Annotated in this window: 10 protein-coding genes and 3 pseudogenes; 3 read left to right on the top strand and 10 right to left on the bottom strand. The window is 69.9% G+C overall.

Features of this window, described 5'->3' with window-relative positions; genetic code table 11:
- Together AB0A61_RS36700 and AB0A61_RS36705 are read right to left on the bottom strand one after the other, a co-directional pair.
- Positions 1-198, bottom strand: a pseudogene (locus tag AB0A61_RS36700) (hypothetical protein); the annotation flags it as partial.
- Positions 195-1,835 carry a serine/threonine-protein kinase gene (locus AB0A61_RS36705; RefSeq protein WP_361302548.1) on the bottom strand — a complete coding sequence of 547 codons (1,641 nt, stop codon included), beginning with the start codon at positions 1,833-1,835 and terminating at the stop codon, positions 195-197. The pseudogene AB0A61_RS36700 and the gene AB0A61_RS36705, both read right to left, overlap by 4 nt.
- Before the next feature lie 306 nt (positions 1,836-2,141).
- Here AB0A61_RS36705 and AB0A61_RS36710 point away from each other — a divergent pair, with 306 nt between their 5' ends.
- Together AB0A61_RS36710 and AB0A61_RS36715 are read left to right on the top strand one after the other, a co-directional pair.
- Entirely contained in the window at positions 2,142-2,369 is a 228-nt protein-coding gene (locus AB0A61_RS36710; RefSeq protein WP_361302551.1) for a hypothetical protein, read from the top strand.
- 96 nt (positions 2,370-2,465) lie between these two features.
- Positions 2,466-3,722, top strand: coding sequence for an alpha/beta fold hydrolase (locus tag AB0A61_RS36715; RefSeq protein ID WP_361302554.1), 1,257 nt, complete (start codon positions 2,466-2,468; stop codon positions 3,720-3,722).
- Between the two features lie 278 nt (positions 3,723-4,000).
- On the opposite strand, the gene AB0A61_RS36720 is transcribed toward AB0A61_RS36715, so the two are convergent.
- The 5 genes from AB0A61_RS36720 to AB0A61_RS36740 form a co-directional block, all read right to left on the bottom strand.
- Positions 4,001-4,594: a polysaccharide deacetylase family protein gene (locus AB0A61_RS36720; RefSeq protein ID WP_361302557.1), complete on the bottom strand. Its 594-nt coding sequence runs from the start codon at positions 4,592-4,594 to the stop codon at positions 4,001-4,003.
- A 176-nt stretch (positions 4,595-4,770) separates the two neighbouring features.
- Complete coding sequence (locus AB0A61_RS36725; RefSeq protein WP_361302560.1) at positions 4,771-5,361, bottom strand: class I SAM-dependent methyltransferase; 591 nt, start codon at positions 5,359-5,361, stop codon at positions 4,771-4,773.
- Positions 5,362-5,441: 80 nt separating this feature from the next.
- Entirely contained in the window at positions 5,442-7,298 is a 1,857-nt protein-coding gene (locus tag AB0A61_RS36730) for an ABC transporter ATP-binding protein (protein ID WP_361302625.1), read from the bottom strand.
- A gap of 83 nt (positions 7,299-7,381) precedes the next feature.
- Positions 7,382-8,272, bottom strand: a complete 891-nt coding sequence (locus AB0A61_RS36735; protein WP_361302563.1) for a phosphotransferase — start codon at positions 8,270-8,272, stop codon at positions 7,382-7,384.
- A gap of 940 nt (positions 8,273-9,212) precedes the next feature.
- A complete protein-coding gene (locus AB0A61_RS36740) occupies positions 9,213-9,356 on the bottom strand; it encodes a hypothetical protein (RefSeq protein ID WP_361302566.1) in 144 nt (47 codons plus the stop codon).
- 20 nt (positions 9,357-9,376) lie between these two features.
- On the opposite strand from AB0A61_RS36740, the pseudogene AB0A61_RS36745 reads away from it, so the two are divergent.
- A pseudogene (locus AB0A61_RS36745) lies at positions 9,377-9,466 on the top strand (hypothetical protein); the annotation flags it as partial.
- 286 nt (positions 9,467-9,752) lie between these two features.
- Here AB0A61_RS36745 and AB0A61_RS36750 read toward each other — a convergent pair.
- The 3 genes and pseudogenes from AB0A61_RS36750 to AB0A61_RS36760 all read right to left on the bottom strand — a co-directional run bounded on the left by AB0A61_RS36750 (position 9,753) and on the right by AB0A61_RS36760 (position 13,301).
- Positions 9,753-10,157: a hypothetical protein gene (locus AB0A61_RS36750; RefSeq protein ID WP_361302628.1), complete on the bottom strand. Its 405-nt coding sequence runs from the start codon at positions 10,155-10,157 to the stop codon at positions 9,753-9,755.
- Positions 10,158-10,586: 429 nt separating this feature from the next.
- Positions 10,587-11,016: pseudogene (locus AB0A61_RS36755) on the bottom strand (IS5/IS1182 family transposase); the annotation flags it as partial.
- Between the two features lie 167 nt (positions 11,017-11,183).
- Positions 11,184-13,301: a spermidine synthase gene (locus AB0A61_RS36760; protein ID WP_361302569.1), complete on the bottom strand. Its 2,118-nt coding sequence runs from the start codon at positions 13,299-13,301 to the stop codon at positions 11,184-11,186.
- Positions 13,302-13,666: the final 365 nt, after the last annotated feature.

Raw genomic sequence — 13,666 nt, forward strand, 5'->3', positions numbered from 1 at the left:
CTCGCCGCCGGGTGACAGCACCTGGGTGGGCTCGCCCATAGGCGGCAGCACCTGCGTGGCCTCGCCGCCGGGTGACAGCACCTGGGTGGGCTCGCCCATAGGCGGCAGCACCTGCGTGGCCTCGCCGCCGGGTGACAGCACCTGGGTGGGCTCGCCGTCCTCGGCGGGTGCGGGCGAGTGGTCGTTCTGAGCGGTCATCTGATCTCACATTGCCTGGTCAGAAGCTGCTGCGAGGCACCGCCGCCGGTGGCGGCCGGAGCGGTCGTGGCCTGCACCGCCCAGTAGCAGCCACCGTTGCCGAAGGTGTGGTCGACGGTGATCGTGTACTGGGTGGCGCCGCTGCGCCGGAAGGTCTGGGACGTACCGTCCGGCGCGCCGAGCTGTCCCGGCAGGTTGCCCGAGGACCACGAGACGGTGACGGAGACCGGCCCGGTGCCGTCCGTGGTGACGTTGATGGTCGCCGTGGCGGTCGTGGGGCCCGTCTGCCGGAAGGAGGACACCGCGACGTTCTTGACCACGGGAGCGGCGGGCGAGGCGGGGGAGGTGGTGGCCGGTGCCCCCGTGGTGGCCGCGCCGCCGGGCCCCGTGGTCTTCGTGGCCGGTGCCGCCGTGGCGGAGGCCCAGGGGTCACCGGAACCGGTGGCCGCCGTGCCCGAGGGCGACAGGCCCGGAGACGGGGACAGGTCGGCCGATGCGCTCGGCGACGCGGACGGGGAGGGCGACGCGGTGGGCGACGCCGGCTCCGCGCGGGGCCGGGCACGGGTGGTGGCCAGGGCCTGCGCCGTCTGCTGAGAAGCGGCTCCCGGGGCGTACTGGACGCCGTAGGTCAGCAGGACACCGAGGAGCACGGCGGCGGCCGACACGAGCGTCCCGGGCCGGCCGGGCAGCCACGACCCGGCCCCGCCGCGGCCCGGCCCGGGCCCCAGGACGGTGCGCGCGGTGTCCGTGGTGGTCCGGGGCCCGCTGCGGGCCGAGGGCAGCAGCAGCGGCAGCAGGGCCACCAGGGCGGCGAGCCGGCCGCGGCCCCGTTCCTCCCAGTCGGGCCCGTAGGCGGCGCCGGCGGCCGCCTCCAGTTCCGTGACGAACGCCCCGGCCCCGGCCTGCCGTTCCCCGGGGTCCTTGGCCAGGCCGCGGCGCACCAGTTCACGCACCGCCTCGGGGGCCTCGTCGGCGGGGATGGGCGCGTCGACGTGCTGCAGCGCGAGTTCGGCGAGGTTGTCTCCCGCGTACGGCTTGTGGCCGGTCAGGCACTCGAAGAAGGTGGCCGTGGCCGCGTACACGTCGGCGGCGGGAGAGGCGGGGGCGCCGGTCCACTGCTCCGGGGCCATGTAGGACGGCGTTCCCGCCACGCCGGCGCTGGTGCCCGCGTCCACCGCGATCCCGAAGTCGACGAGCTTGGAGGATCCGTCCGGCATGACCAGGACGTTCTCCGGCTTGTAGTCGCGGTGGACGACGCCGACGCGGTGCGCGTCGGCCAGGCCGAGCAGCGATCCCTTGAGGACGACGAGGGCGGCCTCGGGGCCGAGGGGTCCCCGTTCGCGCAGCAGGGCCCGCAACGGGACGCCGTCCACCAGCTCCATCACGATGGCAGCGCCGTCCGGGCTCTCGACGTACTCGTACAACTCCGTGACGTGCGGGCTGTGGAGCCCGCCGAGCAGCCGCGCCTCCGCCCGGAAGCCGTGCACGAAGTCGGGCTGGGTCCGCAGTGCGTCGCTGAGGTACTTCACCGCGACCGGAACGCCGGTCTCCTCGTGCACGGCCAGGACGACCCGGCCGCTCGCCCCCGACCCGAGCTCCTGTGAATCCCTGTATCCGGGCACCGCCCATGTGTTCATCGCATCCCCCCAGGACGCCGTGCCTCCGGAGCCTCACCCACGTCCGGGCGGCTGAGCCACGCGTGGGAAGACACATTTTCGGCCACTGCGGTTGCGGTACGCCATCCCCGGGTTTCCCCGGCGGGCGGCGCGCCGGGGCGGGCCCGGTCAGCGGGCGACGGCCGACAGGAGCGTCGCGGCGGCGAGAGAGCCCCAGGGAGGCCGGGCCGTGGGAGGCGAGAGCCGTGACGACCGCCGGGGGGATAGGCCGGAGTGTGGCATCCGATGACACGACACGCGACGCAGCGGGGGAGCGGCGAGACCGCCATGTCGACCATCACCAGGACGGAAGCTGGGAATGCCGCCTTGGTGGCAGAGTTGCGGCATTTCCTGAACCTGGTCACGCTCGACTTCGGCGGGCAGATTGAGGCAGTTGGTGGTTCCCTGCTTGCCCACCCGCGCTTGGCGGGGGCGGTGGATCACCGGTGGTGGATCACCGGCGGTGGATCACCGGATGCGCGAGGCCGGTGGCGATGCCAGGGTGATCTCAGCTGACAGGTTCCGCCCGAAAGGGACCAGGCCACCATGGAGATCCGGCACCGCCTTCAGACCGCGGCCCAGCGTCCGGGCCGGGCGCCGCGGCCCCGGCGCATGGCTGGAGCACTGACCGCTGCGGTCTCGGCCGTGGTCGCGGCGGGCGCGGGCGGCTGCTTCTCCTCCCATACTGCGGCCGACCCGGCGGTCAACCGTCCTGCGACCAGCGCTGCGCCCGCGCCGGTGGCCATGGCGGGCCACACCTACCGGGTGCCTGAGCCGCTGCCGGCCGGGACCCCGGGCGTACTGATCGCCGCGACCGGCCACGGCCCCGATGCCCGGCTGGCCGGCGCCCGGCGCTGGACCGTGCTGTATCACTCCACCGACGCCCACGGCAGGGACGTCCCGGTCAGCGGAACCGTACTGCTGCCACCCGGCGCTCCTCCTCAGGACGGCTGGCCGGTGGTGTCCTGGGCGCACGGCACCACCGGCGTGGCCGACGCCTGCGCCCCCTCGCAACTACCCGATGTCGGCTCAGGCGCCTACAGCCAGGAACTCGCTGCGCTCGTACACGCCGGGTACGCCGTCGCCGCCTCCGACTACCCCGGGCTCGGGACCCCGGGCATGCACACCTACCTCGTCGGCACCGACGAGGGCAACGCGGTGGCCGACATCGTCACCGCTGCCCACCGATTGGAGCCCGGCCTCGGGCGGGTGTGGTTCGCCGTCGGGCACTCCCAAGGAGGCCAGGCCGCCCTGTTCGCCGCCCACGCGGCACACCCACCTGCCGCTCAGCGCCTGGGTGGGGTGGTGGCCATCGCCCCGGCCAGCCACCTGGAGTCGATGCTCGCCGGGGTGAAAGCCTCCCGCGTACCCGGCGAGCTGTCCTTCGCGCTCTACTCCCTGGCCGGGCTGGCGGCCACCGACCCCACCAACGCGTCGGTGAGCCTGCGCTCGCTGCTGGGGAACGCGGCAGCCGCCACCGCCTCCCGGATCCTCGCCGAATGCTCCACGAACAACGCGCCGCTGCTCAAGGGCTTGGACACCGGGAAGATGCTGCCGCTGAGTGCCGACCAGCTGCACCGGATCGGGGAGCGGATGGGCGCCTACGGCGACCCCGACCGCGCCCCTGTCCCCGTCCCCGCACTGATCATCCAAGGTGAGGCCGACCACGACGTGCCGCCCGCCTGGACCGACCAGGTCGTCGCCCACCTGCGCCGGCTCGGCTCGCCCGCCGTGCTCGAGCACACCTACCCCGGGGCAGGCCACGACCAGGTACTGGGCCAGTCCATCTGCGACCTGCTGGTCTTCCTCAGCACCCACGGCGGAACCCGGCTGGCAGCCTGCACCCCGCCGGGCACCGGCACCGGTTGAGCTCGCCCGTCGAGCAACCACGGCGCGCAACCCCGGCGCCCTGGCGTCGCGCACCGGCGCCTGTCGCTGCTGTGACCGCGGCGTGAGAAGGGCGCGTGCGCCCGGCCAGGCTTCTCCGAGCACGTTACTTCGGCGGTGACTGCCCCGTCGTGCATCCGGCCGGCTCAGCGACCGGCTGGTGGTTGGATGTAGTCCTCCAGGCGTGCCACCGCGAACCCCTGTTGCTGGATGCGGGTGAGCAGGTTGCCGAACATCTCGGTCATCGTGGCGCCTTTGAGCTAGGCAGGCCCGCGGACGTGGGCCAGGATGATGTCGCCGGGGCGCAGCTTCTTGTCCGGCACCTGGTACTGCGGGGTGCGGATTCGCATGGGCTCCCGCCACCACACGATCGCCCGGGTCCCGCGCTCACCCACTGCGCTCTCGGTGTCCTTGTCGTACGCGCCGTAAGGCGGGCGGAAGAGCAGCGGCGCGCTGCCGTACTCCTTGATGGGAACTCCTGGTCGCCGCACCTCCTCCTTCTGGCGGGCCAACGGGAGCTTGCTCATCACCGGGTGGTGCAGGGTGTGGTTCTGGATGTGGTCGCCCATCGCCTGCAGGTACTTGAAGCAGGCGTAGTCCGACTTGATGGCGTCGCCCATCAGGTAGCGCCCGGCTCCGATGACGGTGTGATACTCGCCAGTGCACTCTTCGGCGTCACCAGTTCGCCCACCGGTTTCACCTGCCGGACGCCTGATCACCGGCCGCGCCACGGCCCCTTCCAGCCGGGCGTCCACGCTCAGCAGCCGCGCGTAGGGGACCACCGACTGCTGCATGGCCAGCGCCTCGGGCCTGGCGGGCCGCATCGGCGCCGGGACCATCTGCAGTGCCGCCACCACCCGCTCGTCCGCACGCCCCGGAGTCGATCGAGGCCGTGTGGCCCGCCAGCCCCCACACCCCGTCCTGGCCGTAACGGGCCCGCATCCGCCGCACCGTGACCGCGCTGGTGGGCATCCCCGCCGCTGACAACTCGGCCGCCTTCGCCTCCTCCCGCTGCGCCAACGTCCGCGTATCAGTCCTCCCATAGCTTCGGCGTGAGGACCCACATCTCGACGCGCTGGTCCTCGCCGTTGGCGAGCGGGAGGATCTCCGTGCGGGGGGTCACGCTCGATGAGGGGCCGCGGCCGTGGGAGTTGGTGTGCAGTACGGAGAAAGCGAGGATCCCGCCGGGCTTGAGGGCGTTGCGGAGGGCGGGCATCAGGCGGTGGGGGTCGATGTAGCCGAAGCCGTGGATGGAGTAGATCACGTCGTAGGGCTCGGCCCGCTGCAGATGTTCTACGGCGTCGGCGTGGATCAGGGACAGCCCTGGTAGATCGCTGTACCGGGCGACAGCCCGCGCGTGCTGGCTGGCGGATGCTTCAACGGCGTCAACCGTGGCGCCGCACTCGCGCACCAGGTGGGCGGCGTGTTTGCCCAGGCCGGATCCCAGGTCCAGGACGCGCAGGCCCGTGAGGCTGCCGAGGACTTCCGCGCCGGGGCCGGTCGGCCAGAATCCCCAGGAGATCCGGTCCACCTCCGGGACGCAGGTGCCGCGTTGGAGATGGTGGTCCCCGTACCTGGTCCAGGCTCGGGCGTTGACGGCTTCGGGCTCCGTGCTGTCCATGGTGCTCCTCGGTGTCGGGGGAGAGGCGGGGCCGCGCCGGCTTGCGAGGCCCCGCGTTGACTTCCGTTGGTGGCCGCTGGTCAGCGGTCCTGGGCGAGGGCGTACAGCTCGCCCAGCAGACTTCCCTCGGTCGCGATGAGTTCGTCGAAGGAGCCCTGTTCCCGGACGGTGCCTTGGTCAAGGACGATGACCCGGTCGGCCATCCGCACGTTGTCCAACCTGTGGGTGACCACCACGGTGATCCGGTCCGGGGCCATGGCCCGCAGTTCCCGGAAGACCTGGTGCTCGCCGCGGGCGTCCATCTCGCTGGTCGGCTCGTCCAGGACGAGCACGGCCGGCTCCCGGTACATCGCCCTCGCGCATGCCAGGCGCTGCCACTGGCCGCCGGACAGCTCGTGGCCGCCCCACACCGACCGGGCGAGCAGCGTCCCCAGCTGATGGGGCAGTTCACGCAGTGCCTTGGCCATGCCGACCCGCTCCGCCGCGTCCCAGATCCGCTCGTCGCCGTGCTCCCGGGGCTGGCCCAACGTGATGTTTTCCCGGGCGGCGAGCGGCCAGTGCCCGTTCTTCTGCGGGACCAGGCCCACGTGCCGCCACACCGTCTCCGCGTCGGCGCTGGCCAGATCGGTGTCGTCCCACAGCACTTTGCCGGCGGTGGGCACGGTCAGTCCGGTGAGCATCCGGATCAGGGTCGACTTGCCGGCGCCGTTTTCCCCGACCAGGGCGACGACCTCGCCGCGGTTCAGCGTGAGGGTGATCGGCTGGACGGCCGCGGTCTCCTTGCTCGGGTAGGTGTAGGAGGCGTCTTCCAGTCGGATCTGTTGCGGGGGCTTGGCCTGCGCGGTGCCGCGGGCCGTGGTCATGGCGCGGACCTCGTCGATGAACTCGTAGTAGTCGGAGAGGTAGAGGCCGTGATGGAACATGACCGTGCTGTATCTGATGATCGAGTTCAGGGCGCGGCCGGCGGTCTGGGAGGCGACGACGGCGGTACCGGCGATCGCCGTCGACATGGAGCCCGCGAGTACCAGCCCGGCGAGCGAGGCCCACATGCCGAGGGTGAACAGGCCGCCGAGGGATGCGGCCAGCAGCGTGATCCGCAGGTAGGGCTTCGCCCCCTCGAGTTCGCGGCCTTCGACGCGGTCGCACATCGCTCGGTACCAAAAATGCAGGTAGCCGCGCATGGTGTTGGCTCTCAGCTCGTCGGCGAGTTCGGCCGTCGTCAGCCACCAGCGCATCATCCCGCGTACGTTGCGGGCGGAGATCGTCCGGTCGTGGACGCGGTAGTCGACCCGCGCGGCGATTACTCCGCCCAGGCCGCGGGGGACGACGGACAGCAGCAGTACACCGAGTAGCAGCGGGTGGAGCGAGGTGAGCACCGCGGCCGCCGAGGCGAGCTGGACGAGCCCGTTGGTGAGGGTCTTGGCGTCGTCGGCGAGGTCGACGGCGCGCAGGGCGCCGATCTCCGCCGCCTGGCTCCGGTCGCCGAAGCCCTCCGCGTCGTAGGCGGCGAGCTCCGCTCGCATGTGGAGGTCGACGAGCTCCAGATCCGCGGCGGAGGCGATCTTCGGGTTCAGGCGCCGGGTCGCCCAGTCCGCGAGGATCCACATGGCCGCGCCGGTGGCCATCGCCACGACGGCAACGGTCAGCGCCGGCCATGCGTGGGCAAGGCCCTCGCGGGGGTCGGCGACCATGAGTTGCGGCAGAGCCTGCGCGACGGCGCTGAGCATCACGGCCGTGCCGATGCCGGACAGCAGCTGGCAGACGACGATCGTGAGAGTCATGCGCCGGTCGACCGTCCAGGCCAGGCGGGCCGTCTGGGTCAGCGCGGCCGGGATGCGGCTGGCCATGTCCCACAAGGTGGCGTCGTCCATCGCCCGACGGTGCTTGCGCCCGTTGTAGTCGAGTTCCGGCGGCGCGGACGGCTGGGGAAGGTCCATCCGGGCCGTGGGAACGGACACGGGCGCGTCGGACGTTGCCGCCTTGCCGGCTTCCGTCGTGGTCGTCTTCTGGTGTGGTGCCGTCACGCCAACACCCCCTTGACGAGCCGGTCCAGGGTGCGTCGGGCGCGCGCGGTGACATGGGGGTCGTCGAGCTTCGGTCCCCAGACCAGGCAGCTCACCGCGTCGAGTGCCGCCAGGCACTTCAGCGCGTGCTGTTCCTCGGGTGTGAGGTCACGGCCGTAACCCTGGAGGCACGCGGTCCGCAGGTCGGGCCGATCCGCCCAGGTGCCGCAGGCCATCGGGACGAAGTCCTGCACCGCGGCCGCGAACCGGGCCCGTTCGAACTCGATCCACCCGGCCTGCCCCAGGTCCTTCGACCACAGAAGGTTGCGTTCCCAGGCGTCGCCGTGGATGAAGGCGAGCGGCAGCGGTGGAAGGGCGCGCAGTTGCTCGGCCAGGTCGCGAACCAGCTTCTGCTCCGCACGCGTCACCCGGTCCCCGGCGTTCCGCAGGTGGTTCTCGGCGCCGTCTGCCGCGGCCTGTAGCGCCTGCTCGGCCTCGGCACGCCGGGGGCCGGACACGTCGCCGGCCGCGTGGAGGCGAGCCAGCAGGGCGCCACCTTGCCGGTGGGCTCGGACTTCCTCGGCGGGCGTCAACGTCAGCTGCCTGAGCGGCCGTCCCGGGATCGCGGTCAGGAGCAGGGCCAGGTGTTCCGCGCTCGAGGCGCGCAGCTGCGGTGCGCGGCCGGCGCCGAGGGCCGGGGCTGCATGGCGAAGGGCGAGGGTCTCGCGCTCGTACATCAACGGGCGCGGGGACACCTTCAGGTAGAAGCGGACGTCGGAGGGCAGGGTGAGCTGCCAGACGCGGGAGTTCTTCTGCGGGTGGGAGGCGTCCTGGACGGAGGGCCGGGCCCCGAGGGTCCGGCCGGCCCACGCGAGCAGGGCGGGGGCGGGCATGCTCGGGTTGGTCATGCCTCCCACCCCGGTGACGGTCGTGATGCGGAGGCGAACAGGGCGCGGCGCACGTCGACGGGACGCCGGAAGGCGATGGCCTGGGTGGCCGGAGCGGGAGGGTTCTCGAACACGGGGTGAAGGGCGGTAAGGACGCGGACGGGATTCACGGGTTCTCCTCGGTAGCGGGATGCGGGTAGAGCACCCGGACAACGTCCCTGATCACAGGGGCGATACGGGCAGCCTCGGGCGATGAGTCGAGCGAAAGTTCGATGCCGGACGGGTGCAGCAAGTGCTGTCGGCCTAGGTGCCTGGCACCGGCCCGTTCGATTCACCCTCACGGGGACAGCGATGCGGCCGTAGCCCGAGCGGCGGATTGCAAGACGGCGTGGAGGGCACCGGTCTCCTTCGGCGAGGCATGGGTGTGCTCTGCGGACGCACCCTCATCCACGCCACTGACAATCAGCGGGGTCCGACACCGTGATCCGGTCATTCCGAACCAGTCGGCAGTGAAGATCCGGGCACTGTGGAGAGGACTGATGACCTGGGGCGAAGCCGGGAGAAAGGATTCTCGAAGTACCATGCCGCAGCCCGAAATTGGGCGTCCCCAAAAGTGGCTTGAACTGGCTTCTGGCCAGGTCATCGGCCGGTCCGGCGCCCCGTGAGCGACCACGACAGCGGATAGCATCAGCACCTTCGACGCGGCTGGCGCTCGCGCGGGTGGTGTTCGTGCGATCCGTGACGCTCGATGAGAACCGCCGCTACGTTCGACGACATCCGGGCAGGATTTTCGGGCCCGCCACCGGACTGAGTGACGGCCCGCAGCACCCGCCCATTCCTCCGCCATCTCGCGGACAGCGGCGGGCAGTTGCTGAGAGAGGATGTTCGTGCCCCGCAGGCTCGCGTGGGTGTGTAGCGCTTGTGTCGCACGGTCCGTGCCGGCCTGCCACCCGCTGGCCGTCTACGCAAAGGAGACCTCGATGTCAGTCCTGCGGGTGGTCACCTTCTGCTCGCGCAGCATGCCGACCGCCGGCCCGACTTCCAGCGGGAGTGCCTGGAGCTGCTCGCGGCCGTGGTGACGGCGGGCGACGCCAACCCACAGCACGCGCTCTGCTGGAGGATCGGGTGCTGGTCGCCCAGGGGCAGCGGCAGGTCTTCGGCACCCAGCTGACGCAAGGCCCCGACGGGACGCTCGTCCCGCATCCTGTCCCGGATCCGGACAGCGTCGAGGCATTGCGCGCCGCGTTGGGATTCGAGCCGCTAGAGACGTATGCATCGAGCAGGTCGCGGCCAGCGTCCGGTAGGGCAGGCTCAGGGACGGCACGCAACGGGCGCGAGACCGGGATCCGCCGCGCCGCCGTTCCTGGCGCAGGTGAGGTCGGCGCCGGCGGATTCGTGGCCGGCCTTCAGCGCGGGCCCGGGCTTGGGACTGGAATCAGAATGAGGTTTCTGGGGCTCGGGAATGACGGCATATCAGTTCGCGTTGGAGTGGCCCGGAGGCCTATGGAAGCTGGACTCCGGACCAGGCATCGACTTCGCGCTGTCTGTCGGCATTGTTCCCTGCGGTCACGACTGTGCCGTTGGCACGCAGGCCAAGGGTGTGTGTTGAACCGGCCGCCACGGCGACAATGTCGCGCCAATCGCCGACTTCGCACCGTCCGTAGCTGTTGTCTCCCGCTGCGAGGACGCGTCCGGACGCAGTGACCCCGACGGTGTGGTAGCTGCCCGCGCCGAGCGCCACCACGTCTTCCCGCTCATCGACCTCGCACGCCCCGGTTGCCCGGTCTCCGGTCGCTACTGCCCGCCCGTCGGCTCTGAGGCCGACGGTATGGAGATATCCGGCCGAAATGGCGGCTAAAGGGTGTCCCGCATGCCTGCCCCACGCACTGGGAGCGAGGTGAGGCAGGGGCGGCGGTCAGTTGCCGGAAGTCGGCAGAGTTCAGTTGAAATTTACAGCCGGAAGTTGCCGTTCAAGTCTGTAGTGAGGTGAGTACGTTGGTTGAGTAGTCTTCGACGAACGAAGCAGGGGGCCGCCGATCGCGGTGACGGCCCGTGGCGATTGCGGGGGCGGGGACGATGGGGCCTGTTGTAGCGGCATTGGTAGCCGTGGCGTTGATTCTCGCCATCCCTTTGACCGTGCTCGTACGCAGGGAACGGCGGCGGATGCCGCTCAATCCCGAAGCGCGGCGAATCGAAGCGGCGGCTACCCGGGGGCTACGCGATGCGCGCCGCCAGGCTCATGCCTATCAACATTTCGCTGATGTCAACGGCGTCAGTGCCCTGCGAGACCGTGGCTCTCGATCGTAGTGATGGGTGATCCGCTGCGAGCTCCTGGCTACCGGCTGTTCTGTGCGGTGCGTGTCCCTGTGAGGGCGAGGTTGTGGGGTCGGGTGATGCCGAGCATGGCCTGGTGAACGCCGTTGCCTCTGAGGCGGCAGTCGCGGAGGATCTGACTCGAAAATGGCCGCGCGAGGGCATGGTTGATCGCCCCGGGGGTGGACGGCGTTCTCGGCTTCTTGTTGGGGGCTGAGATGCGTCTGGCCACGTCGTCTGCGGTTCGGGATGAGCAGGCCGGTTGCCACGACTAGGCGGCTGTTGGCGTCGATGACGACCTGCACGTTGGTCCAGTACCGGTAGTTCTTGCTGGAGGCGGCGATGCTGCGGTCACGGGTGGGCACCAGGGTGCCGTCGACGATGTAGACGGTGTCCTTGCGCGGCTGGCGGGTCGGCGAGACAGTCAACAGTGGTGCGAGGTGATCGAGGACCGGGGTGGTCCCGGTGCTCATCATCGCCAGCCGGCTCCGCACCGACCGCACGCGCCGTATCGGTCCTTCTCCTGCTGGGGCGCCCCGCAGTTCTGGCACGTGTCCTTGTCGGGCATGAGCTGTTCCTGGGCTTGGGTGGAGATATGCCCGCAAGCAACGGCGCAGGGTCAGGAGGGGAGGCCCTTGACGGTGCCGCTCCTGCGACCAACGAGGAACGCCAGGCCGTAAAGGGCGGCCGTGACGATCAGCAGAGCACGGTAGCCAGTGATGAGCGCAATGTATTCGAGTGCTCCGCCGATCATGGCGCCGAGCAGGTTCCCGCCAAATGCGGAGGTCGAGTCCTGGACGCCCTTGAAGCGGGCGGCGAAGACGAGGTTGGCCAGGAAGATCGGTGCGAACGCGACGGAAGCGGCCGCGGCAAAGCGCGGTACTGGGGAGAGGGCGAGCAGGCTGTCTGCGGGTACCAGCCATGCGATCGCCAGGGCTGCCATGAGGGCGCCGTAGAGCGCGGGTGAAGGTCGCAGGCGCAGCCAGCGGGCGGTTTCGATCGCGGCTGCCACGCTGAGCAGCACTCCGGCGAAGACGAGGGAATTGACAAACCAGGTCGTGCCGAACAGCAGTGCGAATTGCACGACGTTCTTCGTCTCCAGCAGCAGGAACGCTCCGCCCATGAACATCAGGTCCAGGTAGCGGGTCATGTTCCGCAGGGGCCCGCCCACTGTGCGCACCAGGAGGAGCGAGGCTGCCAGGATGAGTGCGAGCGTCCACAGATAGAACGGCGGGATGGTGTTGGTTGGCAGGTAGGGGAAGGGGTGATCATCGGTGGCAGGTGCGCTCGCCTGGCCATGCCAGGGCGTCGAGCAGGAAGGCGTGGGGCCGGAGATGGCGCTGGTGAGAACGGCCCGCTGGCGGTCTCCCACGGCTTTGCCGCTGACCTCGGCGCAAGGGGGGTGGCCATAGACGGCCGCCAGGGTGCCTGCGAATCGGTCGAGCAGGAACGGCTCATAGTAGTTGTACATAGCAAACGTGCCTGTGGGGTGCAGGTGCGCCTTGGCGGCACGCATCGACTGCTCGGTGAGCAGGTAATTCTCCAGGCGCAGGTTCGACTGGCCGGGCAGGAGGGTGAGCGAGTCCGGCAGCGCGAACAAGATCAGGTCGTAGCGCTGGTGGGTCTGCTGCAGGTATGCGCGCCCATCGGTGATGTGCGCACTGACCCGGGGGTTCTGGTAGGGGTGGTCGGGATGATGCGCAGCTCCGAGTCGCTGCAGGACAGGGTCGATCTCCACGGCGTCGACGTGTTTGGCTCCCTCGGACAAGGCGACGGCCACGTCGTTGCCGGTACCCGCGCCCACGACCAGCACGTTGTTCAACGAGGCCGGGTTCACATGCTGATAGGGGAGGTAATAGAAGGACCCGCGCCCTGATGACGTGACCGAGAACGCCGTCTGATGCGGGATGTTGTTCGCCCACACCCTCAAGACGCGCGGCGACGGCTGGGTGGTCGTCACCTTGTAGTACGGCGACCAGTACGTGTTGGGTACGGCTGACTGCACAGTGAGCAGCGCCATCACCAGCCCGAGGGAGACCACTGTGGCGAGCACCTGCCACCAGCGCCGCCGGCCGAGCAGAACGATGAATCCAGCGGCGGCAATCGCCCCCCATGCCACTGGAGGCAGGTCCAAGAAGGCCATGCCGGAGAAGACGGTGATTCCCGCGATGCTGCCGAAGATGTCCAACCGGTACGCAGAAAGTGGCCGGAAGCGGGCGAAGGTGCGGGCCACTCCTTCGCCGATGCCCGCCATCACGAGCACCGTGAGCACGAAAATCACCGGCAGGCTGATCCACTTGGGCAACGGCGCCCCGCCTCCCCTGCCCTGGAGCGTGAAGAGCGAGGTCAGCTTTACCGGGTACGCGAGCACGAAGGCGACCAGAACGGCAAGGGCGGGTGCCGCCCACAAGGACAGGTCATGTCGGGACTTGGCGCGCAGAAAGCCGACCCCGATGCCAAGGAAGCTGGCGAGCAGAACAAAGTTGGTGACGTACGCCAAATGAACGTTGTTGGCAGCGGTCCAGCGAATCAACGCCAGCTCCGTGAACAACATCAGAAAACTGAGACAGACCAGTCGCACCCCGGTGGCAAAGGTCGGTGGGTCCAGTTCCAGGTGCGTATGGGGCCCTTGCGCGGGACTCTCCGCCTTGACATCCGCCGCCGAGTGGCCTTCTCCCGGGATCGTCTGTGGTCCATCGTCTGTGCCCCTAGATGAGTTGGGGCTGTCTTGGCTCATGGACAGTACGGTGCACCAAACATGGAAATTCTACGATATTGCGACCATAACGCCGAGGTTGGGTCAGTCGAATGGCCCATCGCCCAGCAGTCCGCGCCACAGCCACATGCGGCGGGTGACCGGTGGAGCTGATGCCGGAACAACCTGCCGGAGCCCATCGGTGGCCATGACCGGCGTAACTCATCACAAGCCCTATGCATACGGCCTTGGCACTGGTGGGCTCGCGTATTCAACTGTCGCCAGTTCCCGGTGTCCCAGTAGTTTTCGCGGAAAACAAGGCTAAGCGGCTACGCCCCGGTTCAGAGGGCGGATCACAGCAGAGGACCCCGGCGATGAGGTGATATCGCCGGGGTCCTCTGCGCTGG

The sequence above is a fragment of the Streptomyces sp. NPDC046197 genome (genome assembly GCF_040646295.1).
Taxonomy (GTDB): Bacteria; Actinomycetota; Actinomycetes; order Streptomycetales; family Streptomycetaceae; genus Streptomyces.